The sequence below is a fragment of the Ktedonobacter racemifer DSM 44963 genome, from assembly GCF_000178855.1.
In the GTDB taxonomy this organism is placed as follows: Bacteria; Chloroflexota; Ktedonobacteria; order Ktedonobacterales; family Ktedonobacteraceae; genus Ktedonobacter; species Ktedonobacter racemifer.
Genome location: NZ_ADVG01000004.1, coordinates 352,088 through 368,181 on the forward strand (window position 1 = coordinate 352,088; position 16,094 = coordinate 368,181).

Annotated in this window: 11 protein-coding genes and 1 pseudogene; 8 read left to right on the plus strand and 4 right to left on the minus strand. The window is 52.3% G+C overall.

From position 1 onward, the window contains the following. Positions 1-82: 82 nt before the first annotated feature. Together KRAC_RS78740 and KRAC_RS78745 are read left to right on the plus strand one after the other, a co-directional pair. Positions 83-367 (plus strand): annotated as a pseudogene (locus KRAC_RS78740) (prephenate dehydratase domain-containing protein); the annotation flags it as partial. A gap of 85 nt (positions 368-452) precedes the next feature. Further along, positions 453-926, plus strand: coding sequence for a prephenate dehydratase (locus tag KRAC_RS78745; protein ID WP_274532184.1), 474 nt, complete (start codon positions 453-455; stop codon positions 924-926). A 157-nt stretch (positions 927-1,083) separates the two neighbouring features. On the opposite strand, the gene KRAC_RS43120 is transcribed toward KRAC_RS78745, so the two are convergent. Further along, positions 1,084-2,631 (minus strand): HEPN domain-containing protein, encoded by a 1,548-nt coding sequence (locus tag KRAC_RS43120; RefSeq protein WP_007918230.1) that lies wholly within the window; start codon positions 2,629-2,631, stop codon positions 1,084-1,086. Positions 2,632-2,782: 151 nt separating this feature from the next. Here KRAC_RS43120 and KRAC_RS43125 point away from each other — a divergent pair, with 151 nt between their 5' ends. Further along, positions 2,783-4,480 (plus strand): ISL3 family transposase, encoded by a 1,698-nt coding sequence (locus KRAC_RS43125; RefSeq protein ID WP_007918232.1) that lies wholly within the window; start codon positions 2,783-2,785, stop codon positions 4,478-4,480. A 339-nt stretch (positions 4,481-4,819) separates the two neighbouring features. On the opposite strand, the gene KRAC_RS72610 is transcribed toward KRAC_RS43125, so the two are convergent. Then, positions 4,820-4,996 carry a hypothetical protein gene (locus KRAC_RS72610; RefSeq protein WP_007918233.1) on the minus strand — a complete coding sequence of 59 codons (177 nt, stop codon included), beginning with the start codon at positions 4,994-4,996 and terminating at the stop codon, positions 4,820-4,822. A 605-nt stretch (positions 4,997-5,601) separates the two neighbouring features. On the opposite strand from KRAC_RS72610, the gene KRAC_RS43130 reads away from it, so the two are divergent. Continuing rightward, on the plus strand, positions 5,602-6,543 hold the full coding sequence (locus KRAC_RS43130; RefSeq protein WP_007918235.1) for an IS630 family transposase: 942 nt from the start codon (positions 5,602-5,604) through the stop codon (positions 6,541-6,543). A gap of 49 nt (positions 6,544-6,592) precedes the next feature. On the opposite strand, the gene KRAC_RS63680 is transcribed toward KRAC_RS43130, so the two are convergent. Then, positions 6,593-8,245 carry an IS1182 family transposase gene (locus KRAC_RS63680; protein ID WP_007914135.1) on the minus strand — a complete coding sequence of 551 codons (1,653 nt, stop codon included), beginning with the start codon at positions 8,243-8,245 and terminating at the stop codon, positions 6,593-6,595. Between the two features lie 487 nt (positions 8,246-8,732). Then, positions 8,733-10,004: an MFS transporter gene (locus tag KRAC_RS43140; RefSeq protein WP_007918239.1), complete on the minus strand. Its 1,272-nt coding sequence runs from the start codon at positions 10,002-10,004 to the stop codon at positions 8,733-8,735. Between the two features lie 165 nt (positions 10,005-10,169). Between KRAC_RS43140 and KRAC_RS72615 the strand changes: the two genes are divergently transcribed. From KRAC_RS72615 to KRAC_RS43155, 4 genes are all read left to right on the plus strand, one after another. Further along, positions 10,170-10,385, plus strand: coding sequence for a hypothetical protein (locus KRAC_RS72615; protein ID WP_157507841.1), 216 nt, complete (start codon positions 10,170-10,172; stop codon positions 10,383-10,385). A 306-nt stretch (positions 10,386-10,691) separates the two neighbouring features. Continuing rightward, the gene (locus KRAC_RS43145) at positions 10,692-12,881 is read left to right on the plus strand and encodes a protein kinase domain-containing protein (protein WP_007918241.1); all 2,190 of its coding nucleotides are present in this window, start codon (positions 10,692-10,694) and stop codon (positions 12,879-12,881) included. Between the two features lie 17 nt (positions 12,882-12,898). Further along, positions 12,899-14,161, plus strand: coding sequence for a vWA domain-containing protein (locus tag KRAC_RS43150; RefSeq protein WP_007918242.1), 1,263 nt, complete (start codon positions 12,899-12,901; stop codon positions 14,159-14,161). A 49-nt stretch (positions 14,162-14,210) separates the two neighbouring features. Beyond that, a complete protein-coding gene (locus KRAC_RS43155; protein WP_007918243.1) occupies positions 14,211-15,911 on the plus strand; it encodes a hypothetical protein in 1,701 nt (566 codons plus the stop codon). Positions 15,912-16,094: the final 183 nt, after the last annotated feature.

The window sequence follows — 16,094 nt, forward strand, 5'->3', positions numbered from 1 at the left end:
AATCCTCCATAAATACATGGAGGAAAATCAATCAATGGTAACATCTCCCAGTAAACAGTTGGGTACCAGTTGCGTAGCCAACATGATTAGTGTCGCCTTCCAGGGGGAGCGGGGAGCCTTTGGGGACGAGGCTGCACGGGCATATTTCCGCCAGGAGGGACAGCAAGAAGCATCCTTTCAGCCCCATCATAGCTTCGCTGATGTCTTTCACGCTGTCAGCGCGGGCGAGGTAGATTACGGTATCGTCCCTCTAGAGAACTCGCAAGCTGGCAGTATCAATGACGTGTATGACTTACTAGTTCAGCATGATGTCTATGTGATTGGAGAGATTCTCTATCCGGTCAATCATTATTTATTATGCCTGCCAGGCCAGCAACTAGGAGCGATCAAACAGGTCATCTCTCATCCACAAGCGCTTGCGCAGTGTGATGTTTTTTTTGCGAGAGCTCGGAGTGAAAACAGTAGCCACCTACAATACTGCGGGCAGCGCCAAAACAATTCGCGATGGACAGCTTCAAGGCGTCGCGGCAATTGCCAGTGCAGCGGCGGCTCAACTTTATGGGTTAGAGGTTCTAGCCGAGGGCATTCAAACCATCAAAGAAAACTACACGCGCTTCATCGCGCTCAGTCGCAAACCAACGGTACGCCTCCCAGGTCCGACAAAAACGATGCTCGCTATGGCCATCATGCACCAACCTGGTGCACTCTCTCGCTGCCTGGGTGCCCTGGCAGCCAGACAGATTAACCTGCTCAAACTCAGCTCGCGCCCAGCGCGCCAGCTGTCCTGGGAATACATCTTCTTTCTCGATCTCGAAGGGCATCGCGATGATCCAGCTATGTGTCGTGCGCTGGCAGAGCTGGCGGGGTATACCACAGCGTGCAAGGTGCTTGGCTCATTCACGCAAACCGCCACGGAGCAAAGCTGAGAGAGCGATGACATGAAGCATCCTGGCCTTCATATTCCACATCCTGATACAATACCCCTGAAACTCCAGCAGAAAGGGAAAGACATGGGCAAAGAGCGCAAACGCATGCCTGCTGCTGATCTTTTTTATCGCGACGATCGCAACATTCCTCTTTCTTTTAGGAAGAAGGACCCTGACTACCATTCTGTGGTCGCATCCATTTTCGGGTGAGAAAGTGAGGAGATGCCACATAACTAAGCAGATAGAGAACCGTTGCCAATGGATACTGTTTTCCTTGCGAAGGTTGGTTAGCAGCAGGGTTGCTCAGACCTTGACTCAAAGTGGGAGCAATCCTTTCAAAGAAATCCAGCTTTTCATCTGCAGAGATATCTTTTCGCTGTAATTGCTGAAGTACTTCCTGCACCAATGTTTCCGCTTGTTCGGATAATTGTGGTTTTGTGGCTAGATACGTTTGAATCACCGAATTTCCAACTGCTACCAGCGTTTCTGATAGTATTCGGTCTTCTGACGACCAAGGATGATGATCATGCAAGTCATTGACTACTTCCGCAATAGAATGCAGGCGTTGTTCTGGCAATTGAGTCTTCTGGTTGAGTAGCCGGAGTATCTTGCTAAGTCGCTCTTGATTGTGTACAAATAGCGACGAAAGTCTATCATCTTCCGCCATTTTTGCGCCAGAAAGCATGGTGGTTAAACATAAACGAAAGATGCGCCTTCCAGAAGAGGTCAAAGAGCCGTAAGTCAATTCAGCAGTATCTTTTTCACCATAACCGCTTGGAAAGCGCGTCTTTTCTCGATCCTTTGTGTAAAACAGATAATGCTGAGTCATTCCTTTGTGTACAACTGAAGAACGAGCATCGTAGAATTGTTTGAGCCAACTGTCAAGACGAGGAAACGATCCGAGAAGAGTCATCACGGTCTCTTCAAACCGAGCAGTAACTTTGTCAGTGCTTTCAAGGCTGAATAAACTTTCAAACGCAACGGCGAGATTGAGTAGCATTTCTGGCTCATTTGTATCTGTCACAGTACCTCGATTGTACCAATCCATTGCAGTGAATAATCGATTTTCTAGCTCTGTATTTTCACGTTTATACCCCTTTAGAAAATCGACCCAAGCCCAGTTTCTTTCAGCTTCTGCAAATACTCCGATATCGAACCAGAGATCCTGACTAATATTGAGTGAGAGATGAGGGACGGGAGGATATGTTCTGTTTCCAGGCACAACCCAAAAAATCGACCTGCCGTTAAGCATTCCATCATATCCATCAATATACTTGTTTGATGAAACATCCTCTGGTGTCATATTTTCAACGTTGTGGTCAATTTGTGGATGATCTTCAGGCCAAATCGAGCTTTGGGGAATTTTGGTTGTAGTAAGGGTATACATACTAGCATGCTCTTGATGCAAAACAAGGTCACCTGAAGCATACCGATAATTGATGAGAATCTGCGCTTCATACAATCGTTGCTGAAGATTTTGGTTTATATTGTCATGTTCCTCAAGTTCAACACATGCATAAACCATCCGTTTGATGCGAAGGTTGTTACGTAAGAAGAACATTGCAAACAGCGTTTTCAGATGCTTCTGTTGTTCCAACGATAAACCTTCTAGATCCTCACTACTACGGAAAACAATGCCACGAAGAAGTACTCGATTAGTGGTTTTGAGATAAGGAAATATGACAAAAATGTCTTTTTTACTCATAAGCAGTATTTCTCCCTTTGCTCATACATAGACATAACGATCTGTCAAGTACCCGATAAAATGGTTCTCCCGCACTTGTCGTGCTCAACTTTTGAGCTACTGGTTCGTAAAGAAAGAAGAACGAACATTTGTCTTCATCAGGAGCCTTTTCTTGCATTCCCTTCCCTTTTCTTTCCCAGGCTTTACGGTGACAGAAGTGATCTCCACCGAAGAAAAGCTGACGATCTGTGCGACCTCCCAGACGGAACAAGCCCACTGCCCGACTTGCCAACAGGTTTCGCATCGTATTCATAGTTATTACCAACGCAGTCCACGTGATTTACCAATCAGCGGTCAGACAGTTCAATTGCGTCTTCGGGTGCGACGCTTTCGCTGCCTGAACACGGCGTGCGGAAAGCAGACGTTTGCCGAGCCACTACCCGACCTTGTGGGTCATACTTCCCGACGAACGCTTCGGTTAACGCTTCTGTGGACGGTCTTCGCCATTCAGAGTGGGGGAGAACCAGGAGCACGGCTACTCAAAGCAGTGGGAACAACGGTGAGCCCTGATACCCTCTTGCGTCTCGCCAGGACAAGCCCAATCGTGGAAAGCAGCACCCCTGAGATCCTTGGCGTGGATGATTTCGCGTTTCGCCGAGGGTTGAAATATGGGACGCTGCTCATTGACTGGGAGCGTCACCAGGTCGTTGATCTTCTGGTAGACCGCACGGCGGAAACCCTGGAGAGTTGGCTGCAAGCTCATCCAGGTGTGAAATGGATCAGCCGAGATCGCTCGGGGGAATATGCTCGTGGAGCACACCTTGGGGCACCAGAAGCCCAACAGGTGATGGATCGATGGCATGTGATCAAAAATTGGCGAGAGGCGCTCGAACGCGTCGTCAGTCGGCTGTACTCCGGACTTGAACAACGTCTCCAGCAGCCATCGACACCCTTCAAGAAGCGCAAAAAGCCGCGCACGATCCACGAACAGGCCATCTCCGACGCCGCACGTGAACAGCGCCTTGCTCGTTACGAGGAAGTGCTCTCGTACTACCAGCAAGGACTCTCGATTACCCAGATTGCTAAACAGGCCCATCTGACACGAACAACGGTCTATAAATATTTGGCTGCCGAGAGCTTTCCCGAACGCCATCCACGATCTCCCTCTCCTGGAACGGGCAAACTCATTGCTCCCTACACAGCCTACCTGCGCGAACGGTGTACTCAGGGATGCCAAAATGCGCAACAGCTCTATCGGGAAATCCATGAACAAGGCTTCTCGGGCAATCCCAGGACGGTGCTCCGATGGTTGCAAGCACAAGGACTGTTTCCTCGCCGATACGAGCTTCGCCAGTTTCAAGAGGATTGGGGAAGGAAAGCCGTGCCCCAGACCTCTCACACCATGACAGAAGGGGAAGCACGCCTTGTTCCCGCTTCCCAGGAGGGGAAGACTCCTGCCGAACCTGTGGTCGAACTTCCATCGGCTCGCCAGCTTTCCTATCTCTTCGTCAAAGACCCAGCACGTTTAGAAAGCCATAAGCAACTGATTCTTGCCTTTATCCGCCAGGAAAAAGAGCTGGAACTGGCGTATCAGATGACCCGGCAACTGTTTCAACTGATGAAGAAGAAGCAGGGTGATGAGGTCGCCGCCTGGATCAGTATCTGCTCCCAGTCGGGCATCTCAGAACTGGAAGCTTTTGCCCTTGGCATACAAAAAGAGCTGCCTGCCTTCGTTGCAGCGTGCTCTCTGGCTTACAGCAACGGGATGGCTGAAGGGTTTGTCAACAAACTCAAGCATATTAAGGGTTCGATGTACGGGCGGGGGAGCTTTGAGTTATTACGTCGACGAGTGCTTCTATCGGCTGCATAACTGAGCACGACAAGTGCGGGAGAACCATTTTACCAGGTACAGGACAATCAAGATATCAGTTCTTCGCCAGCTAGGATCTTCACAGGCTAGGAGAAACTCCCCAAACGCCCTTGCTCCTCACGCTGCACATCACAAACAAAGGTCATAAAGCTGCAGATCTCCTTCCATATCGGTCTTCTCTACGCGCTTGGCTCAAACGGCCCACCACCCTCAGCTGCTGCTGCTCTTTTACACGTTGCGTATCCTGTGGGGGTTTGCAGTCTTCCCAGAGGCAAGAGAAAGCCCTCCTCCTGCCTCTTGTGAGCAGTGGGGAAGGCTTCCTCGTGAACTGAGAGGCTGTTAGGACTCCTGAGACTTGGGCTTGAGAACAAAAGCGCCAACCAAGCCAAGGATCAACAGCACAGCGCCAGCTCCCAGGGTTGTGAGACCATGCGCTTGGCCTGTCACTTTCAGAACAATGCCAGCGATGATGGCAAGAATTCCAACCACTGCAACGACATAGGAACCAACTTTCATGAGATTTCTTCTTTCATTCTTCAAATATGAAACATGCATGTATTGAAGATAATACATACATGGTTAGAAAACGTCTCCTTCACCAAGAAGTAACGTTCGCTTCTTCTTTGGCAAGAGACGGTCCTGTTTTTGGCAGGAATAAGGCTCCTGGCCACTCTTGGTACTGGTAATATTTACTATTCAGATGCTTCAGCGCTGGTCTTTTTGATAGACTGATACAAGGTCGCACGAGAGATCCCAAGTGCCGCACACATTTCTAGGGCAGAATGACTCTGATTATCGAATACCCACCGAGCCAGAGCAATCTTCCCGTTCGTCGCTGACGCATTCTTGGTCGCCTTTACCGGAATTTTGAGGGTTTTCATGTCGGGGCCCCGTATTACATAGCGGCTGAAAACAGCCAGTCTTGTTATGATAGGACAAATAGGTCCTCGTGATCGATGTCGTCGCTCCAAAAGTTGTAACGATGCGTGAGGAAATCTTCAAGTGCCGCAAAATCCGGGGTGAGTTGATGCAGTTCTACAGCGGCTGGCCAAAAGCTTGAGCCAATGATAGAATAGAAAAGTAAAACGGTGAATCGAGCACAGACGACCCGGAGGGCATGGATGAAAGCGTACTGCCTTGACCTAAGAGAACGAGTCGTGCGAGCCGTTGATCAGGGATATCAACGAGCAGAGATCATCAAACTGTTTGGTGTGTCGAGAGCCACGATTAAGCGGTATCTGAAGCAGCGGAGAGAGACGGGACAATTGAAGAGGAAACCCATTCCCGGTCGTCCTCCCAAGGAAAGCGCTTCCTTGCGTGTCGGGCTCGTCGCGCAGCTTGAAGCTCACCCTGACGCCACCTTAGAGATGCACTGCCAGTTCTGGGAACAAACGTCTGGAATGCGTGTCAGTACGAGTACGATGAGTCGGGTCATCCGGCGTCTCGGGTGGACGCGCAAAAAGAAGACGGTTGGAGCCACTGAGCGGGATGAAGAAGCGCGAGCGGCGTGGCGTGAGCAGTGCAAGGAGCTAGATGCCACCAAGCTGGTGGTCCTCGATGAATGCGGTGCGCATATTGGTCTCACCCCGCTGTATGCTTGGGCTCCGAGCGGGAAGCGTGCATATGGCAAGGCGCCACGCAATCGCGGGAAGAATCTCACCGTAATTGCCGCACTCACCTGGGGAGGCATGGGCGAGTCGATGCTGATTGAGGGATCAGCAAATGCCGTGGCCTTTGAACAGTACATCGAAAAGATTCTCGCGCCATGCCTGACGGAAGGGCAGATTGTGCTGATGGATAATCTGGCCGCCCACAAGTCCACGCGAGTGGAGGAGTTGATCCAGGCCAAGGGATGCCAGCTTCTCTTTTTGCCGAGCTATTCGCCAGATTTCTCTCCGATTGAAGAAACCTTCTCGAAATTGAAGACCTTCCTTCGTCGGGCTGGAGCCCGCACCCGTGAAGCGCTGCAAGAAGCCATTGTTCAAGCATTACAGACAGTGACTGCCCAGGATGCGCAGGGCTGGTTCCAGCATGGTGGCTACTTTCCACAAACAGGAGGGTAACAGTCTCAAAAACCTTGGCAGCCTGTTGAAAAAGCCTTTGATAAGCTCATCAGCAAAGAGGAAATCTTACTTCCTCATCCTTGAAAAAGCTGAGGCAATCGGCAAAAGAAGAGATTTTCCTTGCAAAAGTGAGCGAGCACAGCATCCAAAAGAGCCCAAAAGAGGCACAGATGGCGTCCGTTGGGAACGGACGTCGGCCCCAACCTCGCTTTTTGAGCAACTGTTGGAGATTGTGTCCTGCTGCGATGACCTGAGCCTCACAGTTGACTCGCCAGAGGCGTCGCAAGCGGAAGCGTCGCATGCCATGCCAATCCTTGGCTTCGGCAAATAAGGGTTCGACCCATACCTTCCGCTTCTTCAGGGCTTTCTGATAGGCCAGGGTCTGCTGGTAGCCCCTGACTCGTTCGAGGTAGTTCGCATGGAAAGAGCGGTGGACCTGCCGACCGTGATTACTGGGGGTACATTGAGCTTTGAGTGGACAAGCATTACAAGTGGCTGCCTCGGCGCGGTACTCCACCTTCTCCGCTTTATACTCCATCCGAGAGAGGTGCAGCAGTTGACCGTTGGGGCAGACATAGCGATCATGCACGGCATCATAGGTGAACTTGGAGGGGCCGAAGTAAGGAGGCCTCTGCTGATCCCAGTCTGGTAAGGGGATGTAGGCCCGCATTCCCGCATCTTCAATGGCCTTGATATTTTCGATGGTCCCATACTTGGTATCGCCGGTTATCTGTCGAGGCCTCACATGCCAACGAAAGCGGACGTGCCAGAGCAAGTCAAGCATCGGCTGGTTATCCATCACCTCCGCAGGGGTCACCAGGGCTTCTAGGATAATGCGACGTTTGCCTCCATCGACGACATAATGGGTATGATAGCCCAAATGAAGACCGCCGTTCTTGAGGCGCATTGGAGTGGCATCGGGATCAGTCGTACTGATCTGGAAGTCGGCAGAACGCTGGTAGAGCCCATGGATTTCCCTCTGCTGCCGACCCTCTTCAACGATCCAGTCGTGCCGCATTGAGCGCTCGGTCTCAAGCTCTTCTTGCTCTTGTTGAGAGAGGACGACTGGCAGGGACGTAGGCTGAAGGCAGGTCCCCGTGTTTGAAGAACCTTCTGACATGGGAGCGTCCATGCTCTCTCCTCCCTCTTCCTCGTCCCCTTGATTTTCCTGCGCAAAAAGAGCGGTCAAATGGCGCTGGATGGCTTCTCGCGCCTCAACAGCAAAGCGAGGTGTAAGGGAATCCAGATCCGCATTCGCATTGACCTGGGTGGAATCAAGATAAAGTTCCTTCCCCCACACCAACTTTGCCTGTTGACACTGTTGCACGATCGCGTCGAAAAACCAGCGAAAAACATCAAGGCCATAGCGAGTACGGATCTTACTCAAGCTGGAATGATCAGGTAAAGGCTCATCCAAATCGTAGCCCAGGTACCAGCGAACGCTGAGACGATCAGCAGCCTGACGAATGAGTTGGCGTTCGGATCGAATACCCTCAAAGAACATGACCAGTTGTAACTTGAAGAACACAACAGGGTCAATTGAGGGCCGCCCTCCACTTGCATACATTGGCTGCACACATTCGCGGACAAAGGACAGGTCGAGGGTTCGCTCCACCTGCCGATAAAAATGGTCTGCTGGCACCAGTTTCTCACGAGATACATTGACCAGCCGTGCAAATGCGCGCTCTTTCGTTCCCATCATACCGCTCACCTCGTAGGCCAAAGCGCCTAGCCGTTGCTACTCCCTTCCAATAGGCCATTCAACGTCAGCTTTTGCTCATTGCTTCAAACTATGCATGGTATAGGGCAAGGCACGGGGCAAGTCAAGAGGGCTTTCTCTTCTCCTGATGAGGTATTTGGAAGCCTTTTTCAACAGGCTGGTCCGTTTCTTGCGACAGCCAGACGCCGATGAGCATCGTGTTCTGGCACATGATTTTGTGCTGACGATAACCTAATGTTTTGTAACAAAACGCATCTCAAAACATGGCCCTTCCGACGGAAAAGCTGAGACAGAAAGCCGAGGTTTTTTGATGGCTTGGGAAATGGGAATCCTCTTTTCTTCTTTCACCTCAATATTGACCAAGGAATGGCTCAATATTTTTACCAGCCGCTGTAGGTGAAGGATGAGATCACCTTATTCAGATCCATTTGTACTCAAGAGTCGGATAGCCGCTGCGTGAGACTGTTGCCTACTCTATCTCGCGAATGCCGCATAAGAGCAGCAGCAAGCTGTTCAGCACCACCATCATCAGCCCACCGAGCAGGAAGACCGAGGTCGGGCCGAATTGGTCGCTGAGCCAACCAGCGAGCACGTAGCCAACAGGGAGCATGCCGAGCGCGCCGAGCTGATCAACGCTGACGACGCGGCCCAGCTTCTTGTTGGGGACCAATTCGTAAAGCAGGTTGACCCAGATCATATCCATGGTACTCATGCCGAAGCCAACGCCACAAGCGGCGGGCAGCACAACAAAGACGAGTATGTTCTGTGCAATGGGCAGACTGAACACAAGCAGAGCTAAACCGCTGAGAACGTAGGCGAGGAAAGCGATGATGCCGCGATGGCGCAAGCGCACCTGGCCGACAAAGATGGCCCCGCCTATGCCTCCGATGGCAGCGCTGGTGGTAATCGCGGCCAGGAGCCAGGGGCCGCTTTTATACACGGCGAAAACCAGCCTGGGTAGCGCAACGGACATGGCTCCTGTATACGCCACAAGGCCGAAAGTGGCAGCGAGAAGCGACCAGCACAGCCAGGTCGAGTTGAGGATGGTTCGAAAACCATCGCGCATATCCAGAAACATCCCTCGTGGCCTATTGGCCGACGTAGTGGCAGGCGAGTGCCCGGTACGTGGCAACGAGCGTAGCACCAGGAGTGAGCAGACAGAGACAACAAAGGTTAGCCCGTCGAAGGCGAAGGCCGCGCTCGCAGAACCGTTGGCCAGCGCGATCAAACCCGCACCTAGCAGCGGACCAAGGAAGTTTCCAAATTGTAAGCTGAGTGCGGTCAGTGCGTTAGCTGAGGAGAGATGGTCTTTTCCAACCAGATCCGGGGTGATGGCGCGATACGCCGGATTGAAGATGGAGCGGCAGAGGCCAAAGAGCACCGCCAGCACAAAAAGATGCCACACCTGAAGCAGATGCAGCCAGGCCAGGACCGCGATAGCCAGCACTGTCAGGGCACGCCCACTGTCCGCGCACAACAAAAGCAGACGGCGCGGCAGACGGTCCGCCGCGACTCCGCCAAAGAGCGTGAACAGCAATTCAGGAATCATCTTCGCCATCAAAAAGAAGCCCATAGCCAGACTTGAGCCGGTCAACTGATAGACCACTACCGCCAGTGCCATGGTGAACGCGCCATCGCCCAGTGTCGAAATGGTCTGCCCCAACCAGAACCAGGCAAAGGCCCGCGAGAAAAAGGCTTGGGTCAGGCGCAGACCCTTGCGTTGTGTTGTCACTGTGCTCATACTCTTTATCCTTACACGAGGCTTCTGAGAGAAGAATGCCTTCCCGTTACGATTTTTGTTCCTCAATGGTATCAGCCAAAGAGGTTAAAAGGTGTCCTAATTGGACTGGAGCCAGTGTTTCCAGGTCACCTGGAGTACGAAGGTCAGAGGAGTCGGAGTGGAGGAGTGGCAGATGCGGTAGTGTTGCAAAAAATTAAAGCTCAGCAAATTGCTGGTATACATGAGCGTAGTCCACGTGGAAAAGATGCAGAACATTCACATTTTCTCTGCGACAGTGTTTCTTACGCCGTAATTACTCGCTCCATTTTCTCAGATCAAATTTTTTTGCAACGCTACCTTCTGAAGATAAGCTCCTTCTTTAACGAATATATCCTTTCTTGAGCGAATCTTTATGTGTAGCTCTTGCTTTTTCTCAAGTTGGTGGCGTAATGTTTTGGAGGTGAATCCTTTCCCATTCCTGCTCTGCCTGCCCCCACGTAGAGAGGTGTGGAGTACACAGAAGACTCTCTGCTTTCGATATTGCTGGCAAACCTTTTCTCTCGACTTTTCAGCACCTTCGGCGCTTCACATCATTTGTGTGGTGGCAGGTTGAGCGGCCATCACATATCAGAAAAAAGCGAGCCGCGGAGCGGCGAGGAGAGTTGGCCAGCAATATCTGCTTTCGGAATGTCTCATGAGGAGATTTCTATGCGCAACTGTCCTAATTGTCATCAACCTGTCAGTGCCAGTGACGATATCTGCGAAAATTGTGGCGCTGTCCTTGATAGTGCACTGGCTGCTCCGACTTTTACTGCTGCCTCCGCTTCAATGCAGTTACCTGCAGCCATTCCATCTGCCGTGATTACTGCGACAACTCCTGCTGTCTGCCCTAACTGTCACAGTGCTCTACAACCGGGCGATGATATCTGCGAGCAGTGTGGCATGGTTGTAACTGCAACTACGAATAGTGCTGTTGTTAATCCTACCAGCACGCCGACAGCTCAGCAGTGTCCCCAATGTCACGGTCCACGCATACCGGGCGTTAAGTTTTGTAATCGCTGTGGCTTTAGCTATGTAGGTGTTACGGGACCGACTACTTTGAGCAACTCTACCTCGGTTGCAAGCCCATCATCTACCTTACTGGTGGTGGGAAATATACTTAATAATAAATATGAGATTATCCGTGTCATTGGGGCGGGCGGTATGGGTGCGGTCTACCTGGCGTATGACCAGGTCTTGAAACGCCAGGTGGTGATTAAGGCGCTGCTGAGCGATGATGATCCTGATATGGCGGCTCAGAGTGTGAAAGAGCGCGAGTTCCTGGCTGCGATCAAGCATGCCAATATTGTCTCGATCTATGACTTTGTGATGATTGGGATGCGTGGCTATATCGTGATGGAGTATGTCGAGGGCAAGACGCTCGACGACCTGTTAGAGGAACGCGGTCACCCCTTTGATGTGCCTGAAGCGATCCGCTATATATTGGGTATCCTGCCGGCCTTCTCGTATCTGGCGAAACTCGACCTTGTCTACTGTGATTTTAAACCACAGAATGTGATGGTCGAGACGCTGAAAGATGGGACTCAGATTGTGAAGCTGATCGATCTGGGTACTGTGATCAAACATACGGTGCGTCCAGGCGATGTTTATGGCACGCACGGCTTCTATGCTCCGGAGGCGGTTAAGAATCCGTCACCCGAGACTGATCTATATACTATCTGCCGCACGCTTGCATATCTCGTGACGCAGATGGACCTGGCAAATCCGATCTTTGGCATGCCATCCTCCGAATACTACAAGGCTTTTCGCGATTATCCTGCTCTCTATCGTCTGCTGGCCAAGGGGACGCACAGCAAACCTGCGCAACGTTTTCATAGTGCGGAACAATTGAGCGATCAGCTGGCTGGAGTTCTGCGTCAGATTGTGGGTGGCACGCTAGGCGTACCTGTGGGCTCGAATCTCTTTGTGCCAGGGATTATGACGACGACTGGCAAGTTGGGCTTTCGTGGTGAGGCGGTCTTAGATGAGGGCGATAAGGCGATCGACCACCTGCGTTTTGGTGACCAGGCGCTACGTGGAGGCAACTACGTTAGCGCGGAAAGTTTTTACAAACAGGCCGCAAAGATTAACCCCAACAGTGTCGACGCCCATCTCCGGCTCGCTGAAGTGTATATCGATACCAGCGAATTTGGCATGGCTCTGGCTGAAGTTACGAAGGTACAGCGTATGGCTCCTGGTAACTGGAAGGTTGCCTGGTACACCGGACGCTTACTGGAGGCGCAGGAGAAGTATGCTGCGGCGGCTGATCAGTACCGTGAGTTGATTGCGGACCTACCAGGTGAACTACCACCTCAGCAGGCGCTGGCACGTGTCTGTGCGCGTATGGGCGATGACCTGACTGCTGTGGAGCTGTTCACTAAAGTGCTCAAGGCTGATCCGGGCAATACGGAGGCTGTACTGGGGGTGACGGGCTCTCTGCTCAATCTACAACGTTGGGATGAGGCTGCGCGGGTGCTCAGTAGTATCAATGAGGCGGCCGCAAAGTATGTTGAGGCTCAGTTGATGCTCTGTGACCTCTATCTCAGCCGCATGGTTCCGCTCACACCTCAGAATGTGCAGAGTGCATCGCAGGCGGTGAGCGGACTGGATGGCCGCACTGAAGATCCGCGCTATTACCTGGCGCGTGGCGATGTCTACCGGGTTGCGTATGGCCTGGCTCGCGCGAAACAACTACCGTCCACGAGCAAGATAGCCGGGGTGACCGATCTCAGACCAGCAACATTAGGCCAGGCTGCCGAAGAGAGCTATCATGAGTATCTACGCCGCGCCCGCAAACCTGCAAACCGTGAGACTATCGTCCGTCGTAAGTTCGAAGTTGCTCCCTGGCGTCTTCTATAAAGGAAACTACAAAAACTATGTTTAAAATTACTGCTTATCACAATCCATACTTGCGTGTTGGACAATCAACGATGCAGGCGGTCCTCTCGGTCTGTATAGATGAGGCCGCTGCTACGGCTCCGGCTCCTCTGGCTCTGGCGATTGCGCTGGACCGTTCTGGCTCGATGGATGGTGCGAAGATGCGTGCTGCTCGTGACGGGGCGGTGAAGGTTGTGCAGGCGATCGATGCCAGTATGCAATTTATGGTTGTGACATTCAACGATAACGCTCGTATCATCTTTGGCCCGGCGGCTGGAATTGAGGAGAATAAAAATCGCGCGATTGCTGCTATCCAGACGGTCTATGCGGCTAGCGGGACGCGTATGAGCACTGCCCTGAATACGATTGTGGATAAGTTTGGCAACAATCAATCACGTGCTACGCGTATCCTTTTCCTGACTGATGGTAAAAATGAAGGGGAACCGCGTGTTGCCCTTGATCGCGCGGTTGCACGTTGTTCGGCTGCGAATATCAGTATCAGTGCGTGGGGGGTTGGCACAGACTGGGATGCGGCTGAACTTCTGCATATGGCGGAGGCGACGCGTGGTTCGGCGGATATTATCCCGACCCCCAATCAGGTCGAGGCGGCATTCAGCAGTTCATTTAGTGAGATGCGCAGGACAGCTATCACGAATGCGCGCATGTATCTCTGGTCACCTGCGGGTGTCCAGATTACCAACCTGCAGCAGGTCTATCCTACGATTGTGCCGCTGGGTACAGAACCCGATCCGACCAGTCCACGTCAGCAGGTGATTGCGCTCGGCTCATTCGCTCCTGGTGATCAGCGCGACTACCTGCTAGATATTACTATGCCGGTCAACACGCCGGGTCAACAGTTTATGCTTGTCCGTCCCACCCTCAAGTACTTCGCGGGTGGCGGAACGGAGCAGGAGGAGAAAAGCGAACGTTCCGGCTGGGTCTTCGTACAATGGACCGAGGATGTATCCCTGGCCGCTCAGATCGAGGCCCATATCGCCCACTATACCAATCAAGAAGAACTATCCAACAATATCAAAGATGGCCAGGTAGCTCTCGCTGCGGGAGACAATGAGAAGGCCACACGTCTGCTAGGTCGAGCGCTGGAGATTAGCGAACGCTCCGGCAATGCACGTGTGACCCGTCTGCTCAGTGAGCTAATCTCGCGTGACGCCAAAGGGACGATACAACTCAACAAACAGGCCGACGCCGTGGCCCGTAAAACTCTGGCCATCAATGTCAGCAAGACTTCAAAATTGCAGTAATACCGCTCTCTATAAAACGACTAGAAGAATTTGAAAGAAGATCGCTAAAATGGCTAAACCACGGGTGAGTACGACAGGTACGTCAACCCCCTACTACACGCCACCTGCAACATCGAATACAGGCGCTGGGAAGCAGGTACAGTCCACACCTGTGCCAGGTCAGGCTGTGCCACCAACAACGACACCTGCTGGTCCAACGTTTGTCAGTCGTGTCTGGCAACAGGCTCGTCGTACGTTGAAAGGCCAGTTCATCGCTCTGGCTAGCGGCTGCCTGCTACTCGCCATACTACTAGCCCTCGTTATCTCTCTCTCGTTCAACCGTGCCGCCACAGATCTGAATACTATCGCGAATGGCAGTATCCCCAGTGTCGATGCTGCGCAATCGCTGGCACAATATATTGACGATATCGACGCGAAAGCGGCTGACTACATTGCGACTGCTCCGCTGACCCAGATAGAAGCGTGCAGTGTCGTTACTGCCAGTGGCAGCAAAAATGTAGGACCCAGGCGCGTCCATGACTGTGATCAGCTCAATATCGATGCTGAAATTATCCTGGCTAATCAACAATTGTTCAATGCTGCCCACAACGTTACCTACCCTGGCGAGCGTACTGCTGTGGAGCGCATTACTGCTGGCATGGAGGAATATGTCGGGCACCTGACTGTCATGCAGCACGAGTTTGACCAGGCTAGCAACACAGCTAATGCGCAGGATAGTCATCTCCGTAATGCTTACCAGGCCTACCTGGCAGCCAGCAGTGTCCTGCACACCAGGATTCAACGCCAACCGAGTATCGTTGAAGATAGGTCAACGCTGCCAGCCTGCCACATTGGTATCGACCAGCACCTGGCGCAACCCAACACCTGGGTCAACGGCGGCATTGCAGACAATATCGACTGTTTGAGCGATATCAACTATACCCATCTGCAAGGGACAACCAGTACTGGTGGTGGCTACAATGATGTAATATCATTTTTAAACACCGCACTTATCGGCGCCATACTGCTCAGTATTATCTTCGTAGGCTGGCTGCTCATCTCTACCTGGCGTATGGCGGCGGTCACCCACCGCGTGATCAATATCGGGCTCAGCCTGTCGCTACTCGTCGGACTGATCTTCAGTCTTATGATCATTAGTACCCTGCTCAACTTCACCGGACTCCCAGGCACGCATACTGCCAGTCAGGACGGGGCCTATCGGCAACTAGTCAAAGACGATTACGACAGTGTCTACTACGCAGCAAAACTGAAACGCTACGGCACCGATGCCAACGCTGACGAGTCTCGCTGGCTGATCGCGCTGACCTTCAACGATACAACCGCAGCGAGTGGTGCAGACCACTGGGCCGCCGACTGGGGCACCAACATCCAGCAGGTACAACAGCTAATCGCCAACGCCCAAAACAACCAGACCTGGAATGAAGAGATCCAACCTCTCTCCGATATCCATTCTGGCTGGAACAAATACATTACCATCGACAGACAGATCCGCGCAGCCGCCAACAACGGCAGCGATCCACAGCATATCCATAACGCTGAGGTCATCAGCACCGGACCATCCAACGCTGCCTTCGGCACCTTCTCAGACGCCGTTACTGCTCTGAGCAAAGCCAACTACGATCACTACAATATCACGCTCAGTAGCACCCAGAACGCCCTGAACATCTACACCTCACTCAGCGCTATACTCTACCCCCTCATCGGCCTCTGCGCCGCCTGGGGCATTTACACGCGACTCAACGAATTCTAGCCACCACACAGATGGGCCAGCATACACCACGAGGAAAACACATCCTATGCTGGCCCACCTTCTACCTCACCTCCACAACGATCATCACTATCATCCTGCAGGGCAAGTGCCTCATTGGTACGAACATAAGGCGTGGGAGACGCCAAGGTTGCGCTTGCCACCCATCTCCGCATAGGGCAACAC

Coding starts and splice junctions, on each gene's coding strand:
- KRAC_RS43120 (WP_007918230.1), bottom strand. CDS start 2,631: ATGAGTAAAAAAGACATTTTTGTCATATTTCCTTATCTCAAAACCACT.
- KRAC_RS72610 (WP_007918233.1), bottom strand. CDS start 4,996: ATGAAAGTTGGTTCCTATGTCGTTGCAGTGGTTGGAATTCTTGCCATC.
- KRAC_RS43130 (WP_007918235.1), top strand. CDS start 5,602: ATGAAAGCGTACTGCCTTGACCTAAGAGAACGAGTCGTGCGAGCCGTT.
- KRAC_RS63680 (WP_007914135.1), bottom strand. CDS start 8,245: ATGATGGGAACGAAAGAGCGCGCATTTGCACGGCTGGTCAATGTATCT.
- KRAC_RS43140 (WP_007918239.1), bottom strand. CDS start 10,004: ATGAGCACAGTGACAACACAACGCAAGGGTCTGCGCCTGACCCAAGCC.
- KRAC_RS43145 (WP_007918241.1), top strand. CDS start 10,692: ATGCGCAACTGTCCTAATTGTCATCAACCTGTCAGTGCCAGTGACGAT.
- KRAC_RS43150 (WP_007918242.1), top strand. CDS start 12,899: ATGTTTAAAATTACTGCTTATCACAATCCATACTTGCGTGTTGGACAA.
- KRAC_RS43155 (WP_007918243.1), top strand. CDS start 14,211: ATGGCTAAACCACGGGTGAGTACGACAGGTACGTCAACCCCCTACTAC.